This window comes from Pseudomonas sp. TH41 (genome assembly GCF_016650695.1).
GTDB lineage: Bacteria > Pseudomonadota > Gammaproteobacteria > Pseudomonadales > Pseudomonadaceae > Aquipseudomonas.
Map to the genome: position 1 here is coordinate 516,827 of NZ_JAEKFH010000005.1, position 22,880 is coordinate 539,706.

General features: G+C 58.7%; 21 protein-coding genes and 2 pseudogenes. 12 read left to right on the forward strand and 11 right to left on the reverse strand.

Annotation, left to right across the window (positions count from 1 at the left end; all coding sequences use genetic code 11):
- Positions 1–243 precede the first annotated feature (243 nt).
- On the forward strand, positions 244–1,242 hold the full coding sequence (locus tag JFU37_RS20905; RefSeq protein WP_242485788.1) for an autotransporter outer membrane beta-barrel domain-containing protein: 999 nt from the start codon (positions 244–246) through the stop codon (positions 1,240–1,242).
- Between the two features lie 135 nt (positions 1,243–1,377).
- On the opposite strand, the gene JFU37_RS20910 is transcribed toward JFU37_RS20905, so the two are convergent.
- On the reverse strand, positions 1,378–1,926 hold the full coding sequence (locus JFU37_RS20910) for a DUF4174 domain-containing protein (protein WP_201118132.1): 549 nt from the start codon (positions 1,924–1,926) through the stop codon (positions 1,378–1,380).
- Between the two features lie 180 nt (positions 1,927–2,106).
- On the opposite strand from JFU37_RS20910, the gene JFU37_RS20915 reads away from it, so the two are divergent.
- A complete protein-coding gene (locus JFU37_RS20915; RefSeq protein ID WP_201118142.1) occupies positions 2,107–2,475 on the forward strand; it encodes a VOC family protein in 369 nt (122 codons plus the stop codon).
- Positions 2,476–2,503: 28 nt separating this feature from the next.
- Here the strand turns inward: JFU37_RS20915 and JFU37_RS20920 are convergent, their stop codons facing one another.
- Positions 2,504–3,289, reverse strand: coding sequence for a sulfite exporter TauE/SafE family protein (locus JFU37_RS20920; RefSeq protein WP_201118144.1), 786 nt, complete (start codon positions 3,287–3,289; stop codon positions 2,504–2,506).
- A gap of 199 nt (positions 3,290–3,488) precedes the next feature.
- Positions 3,489–4,238 (reverse strand): hypothetical protein, encoded by a 750-nt coding sequence (locus JFU37_RS20925; RefSeq protein ID WP_201118145.1) that lies wholly within the window; start codon positions 4,236–4,238, stop codon positions 3,489–3,491.
- A 331-nt stretch (positions 4,239–4,569) separates the two neighbouring features.
- Between JFU37_RS20925 and JFU37_RS20930 the strand changes: the two genes are divergently transcribed.
- Both JFU37_RS20930 and JFU37_RS20935 read left to right on the forward strand, forming a co-directional pair.
- On the forward strand, positions 4,570–5,391 hold the full coding sequence (locus tag JFU37_RS20930) for an aldo/keto reductase (RefSeq protein WP_201118146.1): 822 nt from the start codon (positions 4,570–4,572) through the stop codon (positions 5,389–5,391).
- A 30-nt stretch (positions 5,392–5,421) separates the two neighbouring features.
- Positions 5,422–5,892: a DUF1810 domain-containing protein gene (locus JFU37_RS20935; protein WP_201118147.1), complete on the forward strand. Its 471-nt coding sequence runs from the start codon at positions 5,422–5,424 to the stop codon at positions 5,890–5,892.
- Here JFU37_RS20935 and JFU37_RS20940 read toward each other — a convergent pair.
- The 4 genes and pseudogenes from JFU37_RS20940 to JFU37_RS20950 form a co-directional block, all read right to left on the reverse strand.
- Entirely contained in the window at positions 5,857–8,217 is a 2,361-nt protein-coding gene (locus JFU37_RS20940; RefSeq protein WP_201118148.1) for a DNA polymerase II, read from the reverse strand. The genes JFU37_RS20935 and JFU37_RS20940 overlap by 36 nt on opposite strands.
- 193 nt (positions 8,218–8,410) lie before the next feature.
- A complete protein-coding gene (locus JFU37_RS31335) occupies positions 8,411–9,232 on the reverse strand; it encodes a methyl-accepting chemotaxis protein (protein WP_446739605.1) in 822 nt (273 codons plus the stop codon).
- A 36-nt stretch (positions 9,233–9,268) separates the two neighbouring features.
- A pseudogene (locus tag JFU37_RS31340) lies at positions 9,269–10,093 on the reverse strand (cache domain-containing protein); the annotation flags it as partial.
- Between the two features lie 173 nt (positions 10,094–10,266).
- Positions 10,267–11,586, reverse strand: coding sequence for a Na+/H+ antiporter NhaC family protein (locus JFU37_RS20950; RefSeq protein WP_201119489.1), 1,320 nt, complete (start codon positions 11,584–11,586; stop codon positions 10,267–10,269).
- Between the two features lie 348 nt (positions 11,587–11,934).
- Here JFU37_RS20950 and JFU37_RS20955 point away from each other — a divergent pair, with 348 nt between their 5' ends.
- From JFU37_RS20955 to JFU37_RS20975, 5 genes and pseudogenes are all read left to right on the forward strand, one after another.
- Complete coding sequence (locus tag JFU37_RS20955) at positions 11,935–14,082, forward strand: methyl-accepting chemotaxis protein (RefSeq protein ID WP_201118150.1); 2,148 nt, start codon at positions 11,935–11,937, stop codon at positions 14,080–14,082.
- A 285-nt stretch (positions 14,083–14,367) separates the two neighbouring features.
- Positions 14,368–14,610 (forward strand): AbrB/MazE/SpoVT family DNA-binding domain-containing protein, encoded by a 243-nt coding sequence (locus JFU37_RS20960; RefSeq protein ID WP_201118151.1) that lies wholly within the window; start codon positions 14,368–14,370, stop codon positions 14,608–14,610.
- Positions 14,607–15,002: a PIN domain-containing protein gene (locus JFU37_RS20965; RefSeq protein ID WP_201118153.1), complete on the forward strand. Its 396-nt coding sequence runs from the start codon at positions 14,607–14,609 to the stop codon at positions 15,000–15,002. The genes JFU37_RS20960 and JFU37_RS20965 overlap by 4 nt, the downstream gene beginning before the upstream one ends.
- A 227-nt stretch (positions 15,003–15,229) precedes the next feature.
- Positions 15,230–16,156, forward strand: coding sequence for a transaldolase (gene tal / locus JFU37_RS20970; RefSeq protein WP_201118155.1), 927 nt, complete (start codon positions 15,230–15,232; stop codon positions 16,154–16,156).
- A gap of 113 nt (positions 16,157–16,269) precedes the next feature.
- A pseudogene (locus JFU37_RS20975) lies at positions 16,270–17,523 on the forward strand (IS3 family transposase).
- Between the two features lie 155 nt (positions 17,524–17,678).
- Here the strand turns inward: JFU37_RS20975 and rssC are convergent.
- Together rssC and rssB are read right to left on the reverse strand one after the other, a co-directional pair.
- The gene (gene rssC, locus JFU37_RS20980) at positions 17,679–18,161 is read right to left on the reverse strand and encodes an anti-sigma factor antagonist RssC (protein WP_074875167.1); all 483 of its coding nucleotides are present in this window, start codon (positions 18,159–18,161) and stop codon (positions 17,679–17,681) included.
- Positions 18,161–19,342: a two-component system response regulator RssB gene (gene rssB, locus JFU37_RS20985; RefSeq protein WP_201118160.1), complete on the reverse strand. Its 1,182-nt coding sequence runs from the start codon at positions 19,340–19,342 to the stop codon at positions 18,161–18,163. The genes rssC and rssB overlap by 1 nt, the downstream gene beginning before the upstream one ends.
- A 277-nt stretch (positions 19,343–19,619) precedes the next feature.
- Between rssB and JFU37_RS20990 the strand changes: the two genes are divergently transcribed.
- Positions 19,620–19,919 (forward strand): PilZ domain-containing protein, encoded by a 300-nt coding sequence (locus JFU37_RS20990; RefSeq protein ID WP_201118163.1) that lies wholly within the window; start codon positions 19,620–19,622, stop codon positions 19,917–19,919.
- A gap of 124 nt (positions 19,920–20,043) precedes the next feature.
- Here JFU37_RS20990 and JFU37_RS20995 read toward each other — a convergent pair whose 3' ends face one another.
- Positions 20,044–20,733, reverse strand: a complete 690-nt coding sequence (locus tag JFU37_RS20995; RefSeq protein ID WP_201118165.1) for an MlaA family lipoprotein — start codon at positions 20,731–20,733, stop codon at positions 20,044–20,046.
- Between the two features lie 200 nt (positions 20,734–20,933).
- On the opposite strand from JFU37_RS20995, the gene JFU37_RS21000 reads away from it, so the two are divergent.
- Positions 20,934–21,554 carry an HAD family phosphatase gene (locus JFU37_RS21000; RefSeq protein WP_201118167.1) on the forward strand — a complete coding sequence of 207 codons (621 nt, stop codon included), beginning with the start codon at positions 20,934–20,936 and terminating at the stop codon, positions 21,552–21,554.
- A 109-nt stretch (positions 21,555–21,663) separates the two neighbouring features.
- Positions 21,664–21,927 carry a DUF4404 family protein gene (locus tag JFU37_RS21005; protein WP_201118169.1) on the forward strand — a complete coding sequence of 88 codons (264 nt, stop codon included), beginning with the start codon at positions 21,664–21,666 and terminating at the stop codon, positions 21,925–21,927.
- Positions 21,928–22,035: 108 nt separating this feature from the next.
- Here JFU37_RS21005 and queF read toward each other — a convergent pair whose 3' ends face one another.
- A complete protein-coding gene (gene queF, locus JFU37_RS21010) occupies positions 22,036–22,866 on the reverse strand; it encodes an NADPH-dependent 7-cyano-7-deazaguanine reductase QueF (protein ID WP_201118171.1) in 831 nt (276 codons plus the stop codon).
- Positions 22,867–22,880: the final 14 nt, after the last annotated feature.

A 22,880-nucleotide genomic window follows, 5' to 3' on the forward strand; every position in this document is an offset into this window, starting at 1 on the left:
GACTTTCTTGTAGGAGCGAGCTTGCTCGCGAAAAACCCGAGAACGCCGTGGGGTGTCCGGTTGCACGCGTTATCGTTGACGACCATCGCGAGCAAGCTTGCTCCTACAGGGTTCGGCGGGGACAACAAAATGGGCGACCTCTTGAGGTCGCCCATTTTCGTTACTGCACCTGCAATCGTCGCCCGATCACATCCATCAAATACAACCATCGCGCATTGGAATCGCCAACACCCGCGCGAAGTCTTGCAACAGCAACGCATAACGACTGATTCCTTCGCCTACGAGCCCGACAGACCGGTTCAGCAACCGCATCTTCCTCAAGCTCAAACCCTGAGCAAAGGCGCCAACGCGGCAGTCGCCAGCCCCGCCGCCAGTGCGGCGCTTATCAGCGCCCAGATGAGCGCCACCACCGGGCATTTCGGCGAACTGCGCTCGGGCAAGGATCAGGGCGGCCTATGGACACGTGGCTACGGCACCGAACAACACCTGAACACGGGTGCCAGCCGGGCTTTCCACCAGCAAGTCGAAGGCATGGAACTCGGCGCGGATAAAGCCCTGCCCTTCGCTAGCGGCACGCTGTATGTGGGAGGTTTGATCGGCCAGGGCCAAGGGCGGCAGCAATTCGGTGAGGCCAGCAAAGGCACCCTCGACAGCACCACGCTCGGCGGTTATGCCAGTTACCTGGACAACAGCGGGTTGTACATCGATGGCGCGTTGAAATACAGCCGGTTGGACAATGAAATCGACATCACCAGCAACCTGGGCGACAAGGTCAAGGCGCGGCACAAAAACCACGCCGTGAGCACTGACGTTCAAGTCGGCAAGCACATCGATCTGGGACGCGGCTGGTTTGTCGAGCCTCAGGCGGGGTTGCAAATGACGCGCATCAGTCGTGGGCACTACACGGCCAGCAATGGCCTGGAGGTCGAGCAAGACGCGATGAACTCGGTTCAAAGTCGTGTCGGTGGAATGTTCGGACGCCATCTGGAACTGGGCAACGGCCTCGCCGTAAAGCCCTACGCCAAATCAGCGTGGATCACCGAACATGCCGGCGACAGCACGGTGGCGGTCAACGGAACAAAACTGGACAGCCGGCTGCCGGGTTCACGGGTCGAGGTGGGTGGCGGGGTCCAGGTGACGGCGGCTGACAAGCACAACTTCTTCGTCGAAGGGGGCTACACCAAAGGCAGCGACATTGAGCAGCCCTGGGCGGTGACGGTCGGGTATGGCTACAACTGGTAATTCCAGGGTGGCACAAAACCTGTAGGAGCGAGCTTGCTCGCGATGGACTCAAGCGCGGCGCGTTTACTCTGGAAGAACGCGTTATCGTTCACGTCCATCGCGAGCAAGCTCGCTCCTACAGGGGTGTAGTGGTGTTCAATCATCCGGCATTTCTGGTGGCTTGGCGGGTTTGCCCGGTTTGCCGTTTTTTGTACCCTTGGCACCCTTGACCGGTGCAGCTTCAGCGGTAGGTGGTGGTGGTGGCACCACGGCTTCTTTCTCGGTGGCCGGCAACTGGTCGATCGCGGCGAAAATCGCCTTCAGATCAACCGCATCCGATTGTTCGAGTTTCTTTTCGCCGTCCTTGCCAACCAGAATGACCTTGGTCTTTGCCCCTGCTCCCAACTTGAGCGCACGGATCAATGCCGCCGTGTCTTGGGGTCCCAGGTCTTTGCCTTCGCGCTGCCCCATCAAGTTGAGGACCGTATACAGGACCATATTTCGCTCGGTGAACCCCTGCTTGTTCGCCGGCTCCTCCAGCGATTTTTTCAGGTTGAGCCACGTCGGGTCGACAGTGCTGGGTGCGATGACAATCAACGGCCGGGATCTGCCTTTGTCCATATCCAGAGGTGAGCCGTCATCGGCGGCGAACAGGGGGCCGGCGAAAGCCAGCAGGGTTACCAGGGTCAATGACCTGATGAGCATGCGCATCTCCTTTTGATATCCACGCTCTAATGATTGCGCATCGCGGCGATCGTTCCGGGTGACGCACCGCAATTGTGTTCCGCCTTGCCCCAAGCTTAGGTCAGGGCGGTCATTGCGCAACAGGCTGAGCTAATCTCAAGGCTCAATACTTGCCACCTGAACCGCCGTGAGGACCTGTGCATGAGCGCTCAGCTGAACCACACCATCGTCTGGTGCCGCAACAAGCAAAACTCGGCCGCTTTTCTCGCCGAGATACTTGGCCTGCCCGCCCCCGAGCCCTTCGGCCCGATGCTGATCGTCAAGTTCGACAATGGCGTCTCGTTGGACTTCTACGACAATGACCCGCCCATCGCCTCCCAGCACTATGCGTTTTTGATCGATGACGATGATTTCGACGCAGCCTTCGCGCGACTGCAAGCGCGCAAGCAACCCTGGTGGGCCGATCCCGGCAAGCAACGGCCTAATGAGATCAACGATTATGGCGGTGGCCGGAGGGTGTATTTCGATGACCCGGACGGGCATCTGCTGGAGATTCTGACCCGGGCCTGAGGACGGGCAGCTGACGCCTGATGCGGGATCAGAACGCCAGTTTGTAGCCGATCATCACCAGCATCGTCGCCAGGCAAGGACGCAGCACTTCGTCGGAGATGCGCCCAGTCAAATGACTGCCCAGCCAAATCCCGGGCAATGAACCGATCAGCAAATAGCCCAGTACATGCCAATCCATATTGCCCATGCTCGCATGACCCAGACCGGCGACCAGGGTCAGCGGCACGGCGTGGGCGATTTCAGTCCCGACGAGGCGCCGGGTCGGCAGCAGCGGATACAGGATAAACAGCGCCACGGTGCCGAGGGCGCCAGCGCCGATGGACGTCAGCGCAACCATGGTGCCAAGGACCAGGCCCGTGATAACGGTCATCGCATTCAGCCGCGAGCCGCTGGGGTTGTAGTTGCCGCCCGCGCGTTTGTGAGCGAAATCGAGCAAGCGTTTCTTGAAGAAAATTGCCAGGGCCGTGGCGAACAACACGAAGCCCAGTGCCTGTTTGATGACGGCGTTCATGGCATCGGGTGATGTGTGCAGCGTGCTCAGAAACCACAAGGTCATCGCCACCGCCGGCACGCTGCCGAGGGTCAGCCAACCGGTGATTGCCCAGTCGATGTTCTGGTTCTTTCGATGAGCCAGCACACCGCTGGATTTGGTAATCGCCGCGTACAACAGGTCCGTGCCCACCGCCGTGGCCGGGTTGATCCCGAACCACAACAGAATCGGGGTCATCAACGAACCACCGCCCACGCCGGTCATGCCGACGATAAAGCCGACCACCAACCCTGCAACCACCAACCCGAAATTAGCGAAATCCATTAACACGCCCACAAAAAAAAGCATGGAAAAACTGGCCCGCAGCATAGCGATTTTTCTTATAACCACTTATATCGATGCGGACTATGGTTATTCCCGAAAAACACAGCCCTTGTAGGAGCGAGCTTGCTCGCGATGGTGTGTCAGCTGCAGTGATGTCGACTGACACACCATCGCGAGCAAGCTCGCTCCTACAAAGGCTTCACTGCACCGGTAAGAAATTCAAAAACAGCAAACTCTGCGCGTAATTCAAACCGATTCGCCGGTAACGCTCGTCGAGCATTTGTGTCAGCAAGTCCAACCGCGCAACAATCTTGCCGAACTCCACGGCAAAACTCAGGTTGCTGCCCTCCTCCGAGATTTCATTGGAGAACAGCATCGGTTCGCCGTTCCTGTTTTGCCGTTGGCTCAATATCCAGGTGGCTGTCTCGATGTTACGCGCGGCGTTGCTGACGAACGTCGGGTTGATGGCGTCTGTCATGTAGAACTCCAGCCGATTGCCGTGGGCCGTGACCAACATGCTGCCGATGGCATAGATAAAGGCGCCGACGCGGTCACCGAGGAATTGCGGACTCATGGCATATCTCAACGCCGCCAGGTCTTTTTTACCGCCCAGGGTCGGGAGCGGCTGTTGCAGTTCGATAGCCATGCGCACTTGCTGTCCAGCGATGCGGGCGTCGAGGAAACCGGATTTTTTCAGCTCTTCGGGGTTTCGCAGGTAAAGCTTGCTCATCAGCAGGTAGAGGCTGTCGAGGTTATCGCGCATCGTCAGCGTCGCCATGCGATCAACGCTGGTCTGGAGGAATTCCTGGGGTTGGCCTTCGCGGAACTGGCTGACGATGTCCCGGCCTTGCTGCTGGCTGCAACCGTCGGCAAAGAGCATCGACACGCAGGCCAGCACCAGGCAATGGCGACGGATTGGCGGGGCGATGAGGGGTAAAACTCGAGCCATGGGCACTTGAACTTGGGCATGGGCCTGAAGTGGGGATCGCCGCAGGCAGGCCAAGGGTAGAGCGGTGAATCCTGAAAAAGTGCAGTGCCGACGGTCCGTAAGCAGTCGTCACCTGGGCCAACTCACCGCCGATGTCAGCGAAATTCTCGCTTCGACGAGTTCTCGGCTCAATAAAGATCAAAAGATCGCAGCCTTCGGCAGCTCCTACGGGGGTATTGAGTCCCCTGTAGGAGCTGCCGAAGGCTGCGATCTTTTGATTTAAAAGGGGAACCTCAGGGCTATTCTGCTGCCAACCGGAGAGCATTCATCGATTCAAAATAAGGAGGTTTTCATGCGAACCCTCGAACTGGCCGGCGTCAACGTACCGGTCATCGGCCAGGGCACTTGGCGCATGGGTGAGGATCCCACCCGACGCACTCAGGAAGTCGCCGCACTGCGCCTGGGCATCGAGCTGGGCATGACCCTGATCGATACCGCTGAAATGTACGCCGAAGGTGGCGCCGAGGACGTGGTGGGCGAAGCCATCGCCGGTCGGCGTGACAACGTCTTTCTTGTCAGCAAGGTCTACCCGCACAACGCCAGCAGCACCGGCATCCCTCAGGCGTGCGAGCGCAGCCTGCAGCACCTGAAGACCGATTACATCGATTTGTACTTGCTGCACTGGCGTGGCCAGTATCCCCTGGAAGAAACCGTCGAAGCCTTCGAACGCTTGCGCGATGCCGGCAAAATCGGCCGCTGGGGCGTGTCCAATTTTGACGTGGATGACTTGCAGGAATTGGCCTCACCGGCCTGTGCCACCAATCAGGTGCTCTACAATTTGGAAGAGCGTGGCATCGAATTCGATCTGCTGCCCTGGTGCCAACAGCATCAGCTTGCGCTCATGGCCTACTGTCCGATCAGCCAGGGTGGGCATATGCTGGTCAATTCGACACTCAAGCAGGTGGCGGCCCGTCACGGGGTGACGCCGGCTCAGGTAGCGCTGGCATGGATCCTGCGTCAGGACGCTGTGATCGCCATCCCCAAAGCGGTCCGGCCTGAGCATGTGCAGCTCAATGCGCAAGCGGCGCAATTGCAGCTTCACACGGGGGATCTGGAGGCGCTGGACCACGCGTTTCGCGCGCCACAACGCAAACAGCGGTTGGCCATGGTCTGAGCCATCGCGGTTCCATCAGAGGGCTTCTGTATGAGAAGCACTGATCAGTTGGACCCCTTTAATCTGCAACGTTTTGTCCTGGCGCAGGCCCCGGTGTTCGAACGGGTTAAGGAAGAACTGAGCGCCGGCAAGAAACGCCGACACTGGATGTGGTTCATTTTTCCGCAGATTGCCGGCCTCGGCGCCAGTGAAATGTCCCGCCATTTCGCCATTGCTTCCGCTAACGAAGCGGCGGCGTACCTGGCTCATCCCCTGCTGGGCGCACGCTTGCGAACGTGCACGGAGTTGGTGCTGAACGTCCAGCAAGGCTCGATTGCCGATATTTTCGGTCATCCCGACGACCTCAAGTTTCACTCATCGATGACGCTGTTCGCCCAGTTCGCCCCCGAAGGCAGCCCGTTTCATACGTCGCTGGAGCGCTACTTTCACGGCATACAGGATGACTGGACACTCTCGCTGCTGGACTCAAAACAGGCCCAGCTGCCCACCAATCAAGGTTGAAAAGTCGTCATCCACAAACGGCAATATGGCGTCCGCCACCGGTTGCAGCTGCCGTGTGACGTAATGGTCGTAGTCGATGGGCGCACTGCGGACTTCCAGCGGCTCGGGACCGGCGACGGTGATCACATAACTGATCCAGCCACCGTTCTGGTATTGCCGCGGCCGCCCCTGCCGGTCGTTGTAGTCATCGGCCATGCGCGCTGCTCGCACGTGCGGCGGTACGTTGCGCTGATAGTCATCAAGGGTGCGGCGCAGACGCTTGCGGTAGATCAGACGGTCATCGAATTCACCGGCCAGGGTTTTGCGCACGTAGTCGCGCACGTAGTCCTGATAGGGCTTGCGATGGAAAATCCGCGAATACAGCTCTTGCTGGAATTGCCGGGCCAGCGGCGACCAGTCGGTGCGCACGGTTTCCAGCCCCTTGTAGACCATTTCATCGCTGCCATCGGCGCGAGTGACGAGCCCGGCATAGCGCTTCTTGCTGCCCTCCTCCGCCCCCCGAATAGTCGGCATCAGAAAGCGTTTGTAGTGGGTTTCGAACTGCAATTCCAGGGCACTTTCCAGCCCATATTCCTGCCGTACATGCTCGCGCCACCATTGGTTGACGTGGTCCACCAGCGCGTGACCAATCTTCGCCGCCTCTTCCTGGCCGTGGGCGCGGCGTAGCCAGACGAAGGTCGAGTCGGTGTCGCCGTAAATCACGGTGTGGCCCTGGGCTTCGATCAGCTGTCGGGTGCGCAGCATGATCTCGTGCCCACGCAAGGTAATGGACGACGCCAGACGTGTATCGAAGAAGCGGCAGCCGCTGGAGCCGAGCACGCCATAGAACGCGTTCATGATGATCTTTAGCGCTTGGGACAGCGGTGCGTTGTATTCGCGCTTGGCGGTTTCGCGACCTTGCGCGACGCGGGCCACGATGGCGGGCAGGCAATGCCGGGTCCTGGAAAAACGCGCGCCACGGAAACCGGGCACGGACTCGCTGTCTTCGGGATGCTTGAGTCCCTCGATCAGCCCTACCGGATCAATCAGGAAGGTGCGAATGATCGACGGATAAAGGCTTTTGTAGTCAAGCACCAGCACCGATTCGTAGAGCCCGGGTTGCGAGTCCATGACAAAACCACCGGGGCTGGCTTGTGGTGGTCGGCCGCCGAGATTGGGCGCGACGAAACCCTGGCGGTGCATCAGCGGCATGTAGAGATGGGTGAACGCCGCCACTGAACCGCCGCTGCGATCTGCCGGCAGACCGGTGACACTGGCCCGCTCCAGCAGAAACGTCAGCAATTGGGTCTTGGCAAAGATCCGCGTGACCAGTTCGCAATCCTTGAGGTTGTACTTGGCCAGCGCCGGTTTGTCCTCGGCGAACAGGCGATTGATTTCATCCATGCGCTGGTACGGCGTGCTGATCGCCTTGCCCTCGCCGAGCAGGGTCTGCGCGACATTTTCCAGGCTGAACGAAGGGAAGCTCCAGGTCGCCGAGCGCAGGGACTCGATACCGTCGATGATCAATCGGCCAGCGGCCGAGGCGAAGTAATGGTTGCGGCTGCCGTGCTCACGCCACTGCATTTCCTCGCCGCCACGCCCAAGTTTTAGCGGCACCGCCAAGCGTCGGGCGTGTTCGTGCAGCACCCGCAAATCGAACTGCACGAGGTTCCAGCCGATGATCGCGTCGGGGTCGTGCCGGGCAAACCATTCGTTGAGTCTTTTCAGCAGCAGGGTTCGGGAGTCGCAGTACTCGAGCTGGAAATCCACACCGGAGTCGTCGCCATTGGGCGGGCCAAGCATGTAAACCTGGCGCTCACCGCAGCCTTCCAGCGCAATGGAATACAGCTCGCCTTGGGCGGTGGTTTCGATGTCCAGGGAGACCAGCTTCAATGTTGGGCGATAATCGGGGGCGGGTTTCATCTGCGCATCGAGCAGCAGGCCCTCGGCATTCGGTGTGCCACCGAAGATGACCGGCGCCGTGATGAATCGCTCCATCATGTAGCGCTCTGGCGGGCGAACATCGGCTTCGAACATATCCACGCCAGACTTGCGTAGCGCGGTTTCCAGTCGCATCAACTGACCATGTTGCTGGCAATACAGGCCGAGCACCGGACGGTGCTCGAAATCCAGCAATGCCAACGGCCGCAGCTCGACGTTTTTTTCGCCGCGCAATACCTGTTCAGCCGGCTTACGCTGCGCCGCTGGAATGAACGCCACCGACGGCTGGTGAGGCAGGCGGATTCGCTGGGGACCGCTATCGGTCGCCAGCCAGAACTCGACTTCCGTGCCGGCCGGGGTATCGCGCCAATGCCGGGTCAGGACGAAGCCCTGCTGTAAATCCACCACTGCAACCTCAAATCTGATTCAGGTCGCAATTCTACGCGTGCCCGCCCTGAAAAGATCGCCGCCCGCTGCGGATCGGTGCTATGCCTGTCTCCCCTGTAGGAGCGAGCTTGCTCGCGATGGAGTGTCAGCTAAACAAGGTGTCGACTGACACTCCATCGCGAGCAAGCTCGCTCCTACGGGGGTTGCGGTGTCAGATACGAAACTGCCCGACCAGTTTGCCCAGGCGCTGACCGAGCTCGGCGAGGCTGCGGGAGGTTTGGGCGCCAAGCTGGGTTTCGTCGGCGACGTTGTCCACGGCCGCGGCAATCTGATGCACGCTGCGGTTGATCTCCTCGGCCACGGCGGTCTGCTCTTCGGCGGCGCTGGCAATCTGGGCGTTCATCGAGTTAATGGTGGCGATCAACTGAGCCATGGTATCGAGCGAGGCGCCCGCCTCGTTGGCCTGGGCCGACGTGCCGTCGCCGGCCTCGCTGGATCGGCGCATCGCCTCCACTGCCGATTGGGTGCCGGCCTGCAAACGGTCGATCATGCCCTGGATTTCCTGGGTGCTGATTTGCGTGCGACTGGCCAGCGCTCGAACTTCGTCCGCCACCACGGCAAACCCTCGGCCGGCCTCACCGGCCCGGGCTGCTTCGATGGCCGCGTTGAGCGCCAGGAGGTTGGTCTGATCGGCAATCGAGCGGATCACCCCCAGCACGCTGACAATCGACGACACGTCTTTTTGCAGGCTGTCGAGGGACACGCCGCTGCTGCGAATGTCATCCACCAACGCATGAATCTTCACAATGCTGCCCGCGACCACACGCTTGGCAGCCTGGCCTTCTTCGTCGGTCTGCTGGGCAGCCACCGCCGCGTTTTGCGCGCTCTTGGCGACTTCCTGCGCGGCGGCCGACATTTCGTTGATCGCCGTGGCGACCTGATCGGTTTCGTGACGCTGACGCTCCATCGCCTGATCCGAGCGCTGGGCCTGGTCAGAGACCTGATTCACCAGCCCGGTCAGTTGCGACGTCATTTCAGTGATCTGACGCACCAGGCCGTGGATCTTGTCGACGAAACGGTTGAACGAGCCGGCCAGCTCACCGAGTTCGTCCTGACGGGTGATGGTCAAGCGCCGGGTCAGGTCGCCCTCGCCCGCCGCGATGTCGTCAAGGTTGGCTTTCATCAGGTTCAGCGGACGCAGAATGGTGTTGGCCAGCAGCATCCCGACAGCGGCGATCACCAGCAACATCACGGCGGCGAGGCCGGCAATGGTTAACACCACGCCCTCCATCCGCGCCTGCACCTTGGCCTCAACCAGCGCGACTTGTGCCTCGATACCGTCGAGGTTCACCGACGTACCGACTGCCATGTCCCACTTTGACAGGTATTCGGTGTAACCCAGTTTGGGTACCAGCACCTGGCTGTTGCCGGGCAACGGCGAACTGTATTGCAGGTAATGGGTGCCGTCCTTCGCGACGTTCACCAGGTCGCGGTTGACATAGACACCGTTCGGATCGCGGTTGTCCTTGAAGCTCTGGCCCACGCCTTCGGGACTGTTGGCCTTGAACAGGCGCACGGTGTTGGAGTCGTAGCCAAAGAAATAGCCTTCCTTGCCATAGGTGATACTCGACAGCAACTTGATCACCTGGGCCCGCGCCGCGTCATCGCCGGGAGCAGCGGCGTCGTAGAGCGGTCTGATCGTGGTCATGGCCACGGCAACGTAACTTTGCAGGGTCGCCTTGGCATCGCTGAGCAGACGCTGGCGCGTTTCCTCGACTTCCTTGTGAGCCTGTTCCTGAAGAATGAACAACGTGGCCAGGCTGATGACCAGCGCAAAGAGCAACACCGGGAGAACGGCAAGGGACAGGACTTTGGCCTTCAGGCTCATGCGCATGACGTTCACTCTTTTGATTTTATTGGCGTGGTTAAAGGCTTTAACGGCAGGCCAATTCAAAAGTTGAACACCGTTACTGTAGGAGCGAGCTTGCTCGCGATGGTGTGTCAGCTACATTTGAGTCGACTGACACACCATCGCGAGCAAGCTCGCTCCTACAAGGGGATATGTGTTTAGAGCACCATCGCTGCCACCCAACCGAACACCAGCAGTGGCAGGTTGTAGTGCAGGAAGGTCGGGACGACGGTGTCCCAGATGTGGTGATGCTGGCCATCGATGTTCAGGCCGGAGGTCGGGCCGAGGGTCGAGTCCGAGGCGGGCGACCCCGTGTCACCCAACGCCCCAGCGGTACCGACGATGCAAACGATCGCCATCGGGCTAAACCCCAGTTGCACGCACAACGGCACAAAGATCGCCGCCAGAATCGGCACGGTGGAGAACGACGAACCAATGCCGATGGTCACCATCAACCCCACCAGCAACATCAGCAATGCACCAATGGACCGGCTGTGATCAATCCACGCGGCGGCGCTTTCGACCAGTGTGCGCACTTGCCCGGTGGCCTTGAGCACTTCGGCAAAACCCGAGGCGGCGATCATGATGAAACCGATCATCGCCATCATCTTCATGCCTTCGGTGAACAGGTCGTCTGTTTCACGCCACTTCACAATCCCCGAGACAGAAAAGATCAGAAAACCGGCCAACGCACCGATGATCATTGAATCCAGCAGCAACTGGATAATGAACGCCGCCGCAATGGCCAGCCCGGCAATGCCCAGGGTCATCGGGTTGTAGGCGATGCTGACCTGCTCCACCTGCTCGATCTTCGCCAGATCGTAGACGCGTTGTTTGCGGTAGCTGAAGAACACCGCCACCAACAAGCCGAAGACCATCCCCATCGCCGGAATCGCCATCGCGTGCATGACGTTGATCTGGCTGATGTCCACGCCGCTCTTGCTGACATTGGCCAGCAGAATCTGGTTCAGAAAGATATTGCCGAAACCGACAGGAAAGACCATGTACGGCGTGATCAAGCCGAAGGTCATGACGCAGGCGATCAAGCGGCGGTCCAGTTGCAGCTTGGTCAGCACGTATAAAAGCGGCGGAACCAACAGCGGAATGAACGCGATATGTATCGGCAAAATGTTCTGCGAAGCGATGGCCACCACCCACAGCAAGCCAATCAGCAGCCATTTGACCTGCCGGCCACCGCTGGCGTGCTGGCGGTCGACCATCGCCAACGCCTTGTCCGCCAGCGCGTGAGCCAGGCCGGACTTGGCAATGGCGACCGCGAAGGCACCCAGCAGCGCATAAGACAACGCCACCGTCGCCCCATTGCCCAGACCACTGTTGAACGCTTTGAGTGTCGCGTCGATGCCCAGGCCACCGGTCAAACCACCCACCAGCGCGCCCACAATCAGCGCGATCACCACATGCACGCGGGACAGGCTGAGTATCAGCATGACGCCCACCGCGGCAATTACTGCATTAATCATCGTTACCTCAAGGCAAACGGAATGAGTCCGGCCGGCAGTCTGCAAAGAGCCGCCAGCGGATTAAAGAATGGGTTTTATTAGAGGGCGCGCACTTTGCCGCAGAGTCGACTTGGTGTCAAAGCCGCAACACCTTGTATGTTGACCCGGAGAATGTAGGAGCGAGCTCGCTCGCGAAGGACTTAAGAGCAATGCGTTTATTCAGGAAGCTCGCGTTATCGTTAACGCCCTTCGCGAGCAAGCTCGCTCCTACAGGGGCGGTGGTTATTCGTTGGGGACCATAAAGAAAGCCGAATCACGGCCGCTACAGTGCAAAGTCTCAGATATATATCGAATAAGGACGTCTCCATGTCGCTCAGACAACTTTCCATTCAATGGAAGATCACCCTGCTGGCCGGGCTTTGCCTGGCCGGTATCGTGACCCTGCTCGTGGGTCTTTCGCTGTATCGCATGGAGCACAGCTCCGCGCTGGTGAAAGCCTCGAGCATGGAGATGCTTAACGAAGCTGCCCAGGCCCGGATCGAATCCCAGGGCGAAAACCAGGCGCTGAACATTCGCCAGCAGTTTATGGACGCTTACCAATACGGCCACGGCTTTTCGCGTCAGGTGCTGTTTCTGCGAGAGCAGGCCGAGAAGCGCTTTCTCGATGCCTTCGACCTGCGTGAGGACATGACCCGTCAGGTCAAGTCGGCCCTGCAAGCCAACCCGGACTTGCTCGGCCTATCCTTGGTGTTCGAACCCAACGGTCTGGACGGCAAGGACGAACTGTTCGCCGGCCAGAGCGAAGTCGGCAGCAACGACAAGGGGCGCTTTGCCTTGTACTGGTCGCAATCGACCCCAGGCCAACTGACCTCCATGCCACTGCCGGAAAGCGACATTGCCGACACCCGCACCGGCCCCAGCGGCGAACCGGCCAACGCCTGGTTCACCTGCCCGCGCACGACGCTCAAGCCGTGTGTGATCGAACCCTACTTTTACATGATCAACGGCCAGAACGTGCTGATGACCAGCATCGTTTTCCCGCTGATGGTCAACGGCAAGGTCATCGCTTCGCTGTCGGTAGATATCAACCTCAACAGCCTGCAAGCGGTCAGCCAGAGCGCCAGCAAGAAGCTTTATGACGGCCAGACCAACGTCAGCATTATCAGCCCGGCCGGTTTGCTTGCCGGTTACAGCCCGGATGCCAGCAAACTCAGCCAGCGCCTGGAGGCCGTGGACAAAACCAGCGGCGCCGAGCTGATCCGCATGCTCGCTTCCAGTACCCACACCCAAAGCCTGCGCAGCAATCAGCAATTGAAAGTGCTGTCGCCGTTCCAGCCGATTCCCGGCGGCAAGTCGTGGGGCGTGCTGCTCGATGTGCCGGAAAAAGTCCTGATCGGCCCAGCCGAAGCGCTGAAAAAACAACTCGATGACAGCAACACAGCCGGCACACTCGTCGAACTCGGCCTGGGCGTGCTGGCCGCGTTGATTGGCCTGTTGCTGGTATGGCTAATGGCGCGTAGCGTCACCAAGCCGATCCTCGGCGTGGCGCACATGCTGGAAGACATTGCCAGCGGCGAAGGCGACCTGACCCGCCGCCTGGCCTACGACAAGAAGGACGAACTGGGCCAGTTGGCCGGCTGGTTCAACCGCTTCCTCGACAAGCTGCAACCGATCATCGCCGAGGTCAAACGCTCGGTGCAGGACGCTCGCAGCACGGCGGATCAATCCTCCGCCATCGCCACCCAGACCAGCGCCGGCATGGAACAGCAATACCGCCAAGTGGACCAGGTCGCGACCGCGTCCCACGAAATGAGCGCCACCGCCCAGGACGTCGCCCGCAGCGCCGCGCAAGCTGCCCAAGCGGCGCGGGATGCTGATCACGCCACCCGGCGTGGCCTGACGGTGATCGATCAGACCACCACCAGCATCGACAACCTCGCCGCCGACATGAGCGCGGCGATGGTGCAAGTCGAAGGGCTGGCGGCCAACAGCGAGAAAATCGGTTCGGTGCTGGAAGTGATTCGCGCCATCGCCGAACAGACCAACCTGCTGGCGCTCAACGCCGCGATCGAGGCGGCCCGCGCGGGTGAAGCCGGACGCGGTTTTGCCGTGGTGGCCGATGAAGTGCGCAACCTGGCGCGTCGGACCCAGGAGTCGGTCGAGGAAACCCGCCTGGTGATCGAGCAGTTGCAGAGCGGCACGCAGGAGGTGGTGGGCTCGATGAACAACAGCCATCGTCAGGCTCAGGGCAGTGTCGAGCAGGTCAGTCAGGCCGTGACCGCGCTGCGCCAGATTGGCGACGCGGTGACGGTGATCAGCGACATGAACTTGCAGATCGCCAGTGCCGCCGAGGAGCAAAGCGCAGTGGCCGAGGAGATCAACAACAACGTGGCGACCATCCGGGATGTGACCGAATCGCTCTCGGGTCAGGCCAATGAGTCTGCCCGGGTGAGCCAATCGCTCAACAGCCTGGCCAATCAGCAACAGAGCTTGATGGATCATTTCCGCGTGTGATGATTGTTGCGTCCTGATCTTTCCCACGTCGAGGCGTCGAACCGTCCGCGTGGGAATGCTCTGCGTCACCTCTAAAAGCGGAACGCGAAGTATCCGAACCTCGGCGCCATATCCAGTCACAAAGATGGAATGTCATAACACAGGCATTGATCGCAAGATAACTGGGCAGCACCGGGTGCTCCGAGCTACATCTCGTTTTGCCGTCCATCGCGGCACCTTCTTGAACATTGATTTGAAGTCCTCCTTACCACAATGTAAGGAAACTGATCAAAAGGAGAATCCGCCATGGCAACCGCTACATTGACCTCGAAGGGACAAATCACCATTCCTGCACAGGTCCGGGCTTCGCTTGGTCTCGACACTGGGGATCGCATCGAATTTGTCGCTATAGGCGATGGTAAATTCGCAATCATGGCTGCCACGCATTCTGCTCGGGATCTCAAAGGACTCATTCGCAAGCCCTCTAAAGCCGTAAGCATCGAGGACATGAACCATGCCATCGCAGCCCAGGGTTCCAAGGCCATATGATAGGACTGGATACCAACGTACTTGTGAGGTACGTCGCTCAAGATGATCCAAAACAGTCGGCGCTAGCCTCTGAATTGATTGAGTCATTGACGATAACCTCCCCGGGCTTTATTACCATGGTTTCAGTAGTAGAACTGGTATGGGTACTCCAATCCTGCTACGAGAGCGCTAAAAGCGAGATCATTACAGTCCTCGAAACGCTTTTACGGACGCGTGAATTTTCAGTGGAAAACCCCGAAATTATTTGGCAGGCGTTACGTGTTTACTCCCAGGCCAATGCCGACTTTGCAGATTGCTTGATTGAGCGCAGTGCCAACGCTGCAGGCTGCGAGTACATCGTCACCTTTGACAGCAAGGCCGCCAAGCCCGCAGGTATGCGCCGTCTGACGTGAGCTGACGCTTTTTACCCAGCCTCAGCCTCATAACCGCAATCCGGGCTAGCCATCAGACCGATTGAACCTGTGAGCTTGTTTGGCATCGTATTTATCGACACTGCACCTCGCTATTCAAACAGCCGTTTTCAGGTTGTTGCCGCTGAGGCCATCGATACACCTACGTGCCCTTGAGTGGCTGTCAGCGCTCGGGTAATGTCAACAGACCCATAGGACAGAGCACGCCCATGACTTCCAAGCTGGAACAACTCAAACAAATCACCACCGTCGTTGCCGACACCGGCGACTTCGAAGCTATTGCTCGCGTTAAACCGGTGGACGCTACGACCAACCCTTCCCTGCTGCTCAAAGCGGCGGCCATTCCCGGTTATGCCGAGTTGCTGAACACTTGCGTCAGCGACTGCAAGGGCGATGTGGGCCTGGCCAGCGACCGTTTTGGTGTGGCGGTAGGGCTAGAAATCCTGAAGGTCATCCCCGGCCGTATTTCCACTGAAGTGGATGCGCGGCTGTCGTTCGACACTGACGCGGTCTTGAAGCGCGCGCACCGTCTGATCGATCTCTACGACAAGGCCGGCATTGGCCGCGACCGTGTACTGATCAAGATCGCTTCCACTTGGGAAGGCATTCGCGCTGCCGAGATTCTGGAAAAGGAAGGCATCCAGACCAACCTCACGCTGTTGTTCTCGTTCGCTCAGGCAGCCGCCTGTGCCGATGCCGGCGTGTTCCTGATTTCGCCGTTCGTGGGCCGTATCTACGACTGGTACAAGAAAGCCAACGGCAACGACTACACCGGCGCGGATGATCCGGGCGTGCAATCGGTGACCCGTATCTACAACTACTACAAAGCCAATGACTACAAAACTGTCGTGATGGGCGCGAGTTTCCGTAACCTGAACCAGATCGAGCAACTGGCCGGTTGCGACCGCCTGACCATCAGCCCGGACTTGATCGATAAGCTGGCGGCGGATACTGGCAAACTGGAGCGCAAATTGGCGCCGGGGCATGCGGGTGAAGCACGCTTGAGCCTGAATGAAGCGCAATTCCGCTGGTTGTCCAACGAGGATGCGATGGCGACCGAGAAACTGGCTGAGGGGATTCGTCAGTTCGCCCGTGACCAGGAAAAGCTCGAAGCACTGCTGCAAGCCAAGCTGTGATTCAATAGAGCAAACGCAAAAAGGGCGAACCTAGACGGGTTCGCCCTTTTTTGTGTGCTTTGTCCCGTCCTGAATAAGGTTTACACCTTCTGATCTATTTTCAGGAGGGCGTAATGGAAGCAGGAAAAAGGCGTAGTCAGCGAGACTACACGCTGACTTTTAAATTGTCGGTCGTCGACCAGGTCGAAAAAGGCGAGCTGAGTTATAAAGAGGCTCAGGAGCGCTACGGGATTCAAGGCAAAACGATCGTTCTGACGTGGTTACGCAAGCATGGTCGGCAAGATTGGAGCCCAGGCACATACATTGGCTCGCCGAGGATGGGGTCTATGCCCGACAAAAACCGACCATTGACGCCAGAGCAACGCATCAAAGAGCTTGAAGAACAGTTGGCTCTATCCAATCAGAAAGCGCAGTTTTTCGAGGCTGTCGTGGATGTCTTGAAAAATGACTACGGTCTCTCTGTCGTAAAAAAGCGTCCCGGCAAGTCCTCGCGCAGAAACGAATCCAAAACCTGAGCATCAGCAGGGCTTGCCAGTTCATGGGGATAAGCCGACAGGCTTACTACAAACGCAATCGCGCCGACGCTGCTCGTCTGATTCTGGATGAGAAAGTTGCCGATTTCGTTCAGCAAAAGCGCCTGCGGCAGCCGCGGCTGGGTACCCGAAAGCTGTATTACTTGCTGCAGTGCCAGCCGCAGCATGAGCTGCAAGTGAGTCGAGATCGCCTGTTTGCGATTCTGCGTGAACGGCGTTTATTGGTAGCTCGCAAGCGGGCGTATCACAAGACAACCGACAGTCATCATCGCTTTCGACGCCATCCGAACCTGCTCAAGCCGGGGCCTGATCAGGTTGTTCCCAGCGGCCCGGAACAGGTCTGGGTGGCTGACATCACCTATCTGCCCACTCAGGAAGGTGTGGCCTATTTGAGCCTTGTGACGGATGCTTTTTCGCGAAAGATAGTGGGCTATCACGTCCATGAAAGCCTGCACACCGAGTCGGTCGCGCAGGCGCTGCGCCGGGCGGTGAGCCAGCGTCAAACCGTGCAGCCACTGGTTCATCACTCGGACAGAGGCAGCCAGTATTGCTCGGGAATGTACCAGGAGCTGCACGCGAAACACGGTATCAGGTGTTCGATGACGGACGGCTACGACTGTTATCAAAACGCCCTGGCAGAGCGGGTCAATGGGATATTGAAGACGGAGCTTTTGCTCCAGCGACCACAGGATTTAACGCAGGCGAAGAAGATGGTGAGTGAGTCGGTATCGATCTACAACCGCGAGCGTCCGCACCTGTCTTTGAAATACAAAACGCCCGATGCGATGCATCGGGCGTTGGGGTGAAACAGGTGTAAACCTATTTCAGGACTAGACACTTAATTTGGGTATTGGAGGTCGCGCCGAGATGTGTAGTGTTTGTCAGGCCGCCTTCGCGAGCAGGCTCGCTCCCACAGAGGGGACGCATTCCAATGTGGGAGCGAGCCTGCTCGCGATAGGGCCAGACCGGCTCACATCACTTTCAGGGAATCAGTGACGCTCCAGCGCATTCACCAAATCATGGAACGCTTCACGATTGGAGTCATTGAGGCCCATGAGGATCTTGTGCGCTTCGAGCACTTTGATTCGCACCACCTCTTCGGACTGATCCTGATCTGGCAGGTCGGTCAGGCACTCAGGGCACGGGATCGGGCGGTCAACGATGTTGAACACTTGCTCGAAGCCCATGGACTGCAGCAGTCGGGTGATGTCTTCGTGGGTGGTGACGACGGTCGGAAGCAAGCCGACTTTTTGCCGCGACAGAATCGACAACTTGGCCAACAGGCCAAGGGTGGTGCTGTCGATGCTGCGGGTTTCGGTCAGGTCGATCACGATCGTGTTGAAGTTCAACGCCGTGAAGATCCGCTCAATAGTCGCATCCAACGCCGAACACAGGGTCAGGCGAACTTCACCGACGAACTTCAGGACGAAGGTGCCGTCCTGCTCGGCGAACTGGATTCTACCGGTACTCATTAAAGATTCCTGCTCAACACCAACAGGGCGATATCATCCGGCATCTCCCCTAGCGTGGCCAATCCAAAAACCTGCCGCAGACCATCCAGGCTGCCGCCCGCTGCCTTGACCCGTTGAGGCAAAGCCGCTTCTTTTTCTTTGAGTGTAGGTTCTGGCAAAAGGTCCAGAATGCCATCGGACATCAGCGTCAGGCTGAACGTCGGCGGCAGCTCCAGCACGTGGTCTTCGTAGGTGGCTTCATTGAAGAGGCCCACCGGCAAACCACGCCCTTCCAGATAACGAACACTGTCTGGGGTGTACAACACAGGCAACGGCAAATGACCACCGATGCTATAGGTCAACAAACCTGTCTCCTCGTCGATGACTCCACCGACCATTGTGACGTGTTTACCCAGCTTACAACTGATCAGGCCTCGGTTGATATGACCAAGGACCTCTGAAGGCTTGAATTCAGGCAATGTGCCGCTGCGCTTGGATTCGAACAGCAAGCGCGTGGTCATGAATTTCAGCAGCACAGTGACGAAGGCTGAAGAAGCGCCATGCCCGGAAACGTCCGCCAGGTAAAACGCAACCCGACGTTCATCGACCCGAAAGTAGTCGACGAAATCACCCGACAGGTACAGCGAAGGGATGATCTGGTGAGCAAACTTGAACTCGTCGATGGTCCAGGGGCTGACCGGCAGCATGTTCATCTGCACCTGGCGACCGGCGTTCTGGTCTTCCTGGAGCAGGTTCAGGCTGGCTTCAAGCTCGCGATTGGCCTTTTCCAGCTTCTCGCGGTAGCGCTGGTTTTCCAGCAGCAGGCGCGCGCGATCCAGGGCCCTGCGCACAGAATGCTCGAGCACAGCCAGATCTTCGAGAGGCTTGATCAGGTAATCCGCCGCGCCCAGGCGCAGGGCCTCGACCGCATCGTTCATCACGCCAGCGCCCGAAACCACGATGACCGGGGTTTGCGGCGACAGCTCGGTGATCTGGCGGATAAGTTCGAGTCCGCCCATCTGCGGCATGCGCAGATCGCAGATGACCAAGTCGGGCTTGTCTTGCTCGAATACCTGAAGACCTTGCTGGCCATTGCTGGCCTGCAAGACGCTGAAACCACTGTCTTCCAAATAGGCGGCGAGGCTCGCGCGCACTACTTCGTCATCATCGATTATCAGCAGCGTGGCACTGGTTTTTGGCATGTGGGCAAACGGCGCCAGAATTAGGTTGGCGTAGCAGGCGGGGTTTTTTGGCCCGGCTCACACTACTGGATTCGCTTTCTAGCCACTCTGCTGCACTGTTTTCGAGCGTTTGCCCTACACACAGGCACACCAGAGGTGCCCTTCTAAGGCGCAGACGGTACTCCCATCCGCGGGGCGTTTCAAGCTCACGCCGATGGTCGCTTGACGTCTTTACTTGTCAAATCACTGAGAGTTATAAGAACAGGCAAAACCGTAACCCAATGGAAGGTCCAAGCCCATGAGTCAAATCGATCGGGACTACAGCGAAAAGCGTGACTTCATCCGCATGCGAGTCGATGCCGATGTGTCGCTGATTCATGAGGGAGACGAGGTTGCAGCCGTCTGCATCGACCTTTCCAGCAGTGGCATGCAGGTAGAAGCGCCGCGCCTGTTCAAGGTTGGTGACCGCCTGAGCATACGGATAGATTCAGAGCACGCCGCCCTCAAAGGGCTTGAAGCCGACACCGAAGTGGTGTGGGTCAGGGAGCAGGACGGCAGTAGTCAGAAACTTGGGCTTACAATCCTGAAGATGAATTAACCCGGATCCCCTTGTAGGAGCGAGCTTGCTCGCGATGGACTCAAGAGCGCCGCGTTTAGCCAGTAAACAAGCGTTATCGTTAACAACCATCGCGAGCAAGCTCGCTCCTACAGGGCGGTCGAGATCAAAAATCGTCTTCAACCTTGCCGTCTTTGACTTTGAATTCGCGGTTCTGCAAGTACGCATTGCGGATAAAGATGTACTTGTCGCCGGTGATCAGCTTCTCGGACGACAGCAGGTTTGCGCGGGTATCGGTGACATCCAGAGCGAAGAACGAGTTACGCACCGCCACGTCGTCGACGTAACGATAAGGGCCGGTGTAGGTGTCGATGTACTTGGACGGCGCGTCACGCAAGGTGCTTGGGCCGAAGAACGGCAGCATCACGTACGGACCGCTGCCTACGCCCCAATAGCCGAGAGTCTGGCCAAAGTCTTCGTCATTGCGGTGCAGGCCCATTTTGGTGCCGACATCGATAACGCCCAGCAAGCCGAAGGTGGTGTTGAAAATCAGCCGTGCCGTGTCAACGCCTGCTGCGGCTGGCTTGGCCTGCAAGACATCGTTGGCCAGGTTGCGCACATCACCGATGTTCTGGAAGAAGTTGTGAATGCCGTCTTCGACAAATTGAGGCGTCACGTACTGGTAGCCTTTAGCCAAAGGTTTCAGCGCGTAAGTGTCGAGCACATCGTTGAATTTGTAGATTGGACGGTTGATGCTTTCCCAAGGATCGTCTTCCGAAGCTGCCTGAGCAACGAACGGAACCAGCAATACACTGGCACACACACAAAGCTGAGCTAAATGATTGCTCCAGCGCATAGAAAAACTCCTTGGATTGTACTGGCGCGGGCCCTGGGCCCAAGCGTTAAGCTCGTTAGTATAAGACGTAAAGGCCGGATTAGGCAGCATCGGGCGCGGTGGCCTACGGATGATTGGCCCTGATTGTGAGCGATTCACAACAATGTCACTCAACTGTCACCGGCACCGCCTAGCCTTGTCACTATTTCAGGGACGTTGACATGCCACACGCCGAAACCTTGCCCCTCGTTGCGCCCAGCCTGACCGCCGTGTTGTTCGGCCTCAGTGGTTGCCTGGTGGATTTCGGCGCCCGCACGCGCCCGCATGGTGCTGCTGTTGCCGAACACGCCGAGGTCACACCGGGTGCGCTGGAGAGTCTGCGCAGCCTGCAGCGTCAGCAGATCCCCTGCGCCTGGCTCGATGAGCTCCCCCCTGCCCTCAGCCATTCACTGGCCGCCGGGTTGCCGGAATGGATCAAACCGTCGCAACACCCTGCAACGATCAACCCCTGGCCGGCACCCAATGCCTGCTGGCAAGCGTTAATGACCCTGAATGTCGAACGCCTGGAGGGTTGTGTGCTGGTCAGCGGCGAACCGCGATTGCTGCAAGCTGGGCTCAATGCCGGGTTGTGGACGATTGGCCTGGCCTCCTGCGGCTCGCTGTGCGGGCTGGCGCCCAACGAATGGCACGCGCTGACCCAGCAGGAAAGGGAACTCAAACGGGGCAAGGCGACGGTCCAGCTGTTCGGTCTGGGCGTGCATTCGGTGATTGATCACCTTGGTGAACTGGACACCTGCCTGGCAGACATCAGCTTGCGCCGACTCAAGGGCGAAAAGCCCTGATCGAGATCATGCACGTTGTGCGGGAGTGGATTAATCTAAAGGTCAGCCATAGACCTTTGGCGCGCTGCTGCGGTCTATGCCAGTGCCTATCGATAAAAGGAAGAACGCCATGCCTGCCCGCGAACTGCAAGATCAGCTCAATACTCTGCGCGAGCAATTGGAACAGAATCCACCGCTGTCCGAAGCCGAGCGCGAAGACCTGCACGCGCTGATGCAACAGATCGAGCTGGAGCTAGAGCTCGAAACCAAAACCAAGGATTCCAGCCTGGCCGACGGCGTCAACCTGGCTGTTGAACGTTTCGAACTTGAACACCCCGTCATTGCCGGCACCTTGCGCAACATTGCGCAAACCCTGGGCAATATCGGGATCTGAACACGCCACCCCCCCTGTAGGAGCGAGCTTGCTCGCGATGGTGTGTCAGTTGACATCAATGCAGCTGACACACCATCGCGAGCAAGCTCGCTCCTACAAGGGGGTTATTTATTGACGGACCAGTCGATGGTTCGGCAGCTGCACTGCTTCAGTGCTGCGATAGGGGTTGATGTCCAACCCGCCGCGACGCACATACCGCGCATACACCGTCAACTTCTCGGGCTTCAGCAACCGCTGCAGATCGAGGAAAATTCGCTCCACGCACTGCTCATGGAAGTCCGAGTGCTGACGGAAGCTCACGATGTACTCCAGCAAACTCGCGTGATCCAGCGCCGCGCCCCGGTACTCCACCGCCACACTGCCCCAGTCCGGCTGGCTGGTCACCGGGCAGTTGGATTTGAGTAAATGACTGTGCACGCTTTCTTCCACAATCCGCGAATCATCGCAACGCAGCAGCTCCGGACGTGGATGTTCATAGTTGCTGACGCTGATCTCCAGGTCATCGATGCACACGCCCGGCAACGCCACGACACCTTCGGCCTCGACATCCTTCAGGCTGCGAATCCGCACGCCCACCGGTTTGCCGGCAGCGGTGGACAGGTCTTTCACCAGCGTCGCCTCAAGGCTTGCGGTGTCGGCAAACGGCGTCTGGTTCAAGGAGTTCAGATACAGCTTGAACGACTTTGACTCGATGATATTGGGCGAGTCCGCCGGGATGCTGAACTCACCAATCGCCACCACTGGCTTGCCCGACGGCAACAGCCACGACAGCTCGAAGCAGTTCCAGAAATCCACACCTTTATACGGCAGGGTGTCTGCCGTCAGGCCCAGCTCCGCCCATTTCGCGGTGCGCGGGATCGGGAACAGCAAGGACGGTGTGTACGTGGCGATGTATTCGCTGGATTTGCCCAGCGGCGAGTGTTCGGCTGCGGGATGCATGGCGGAAACCTGAC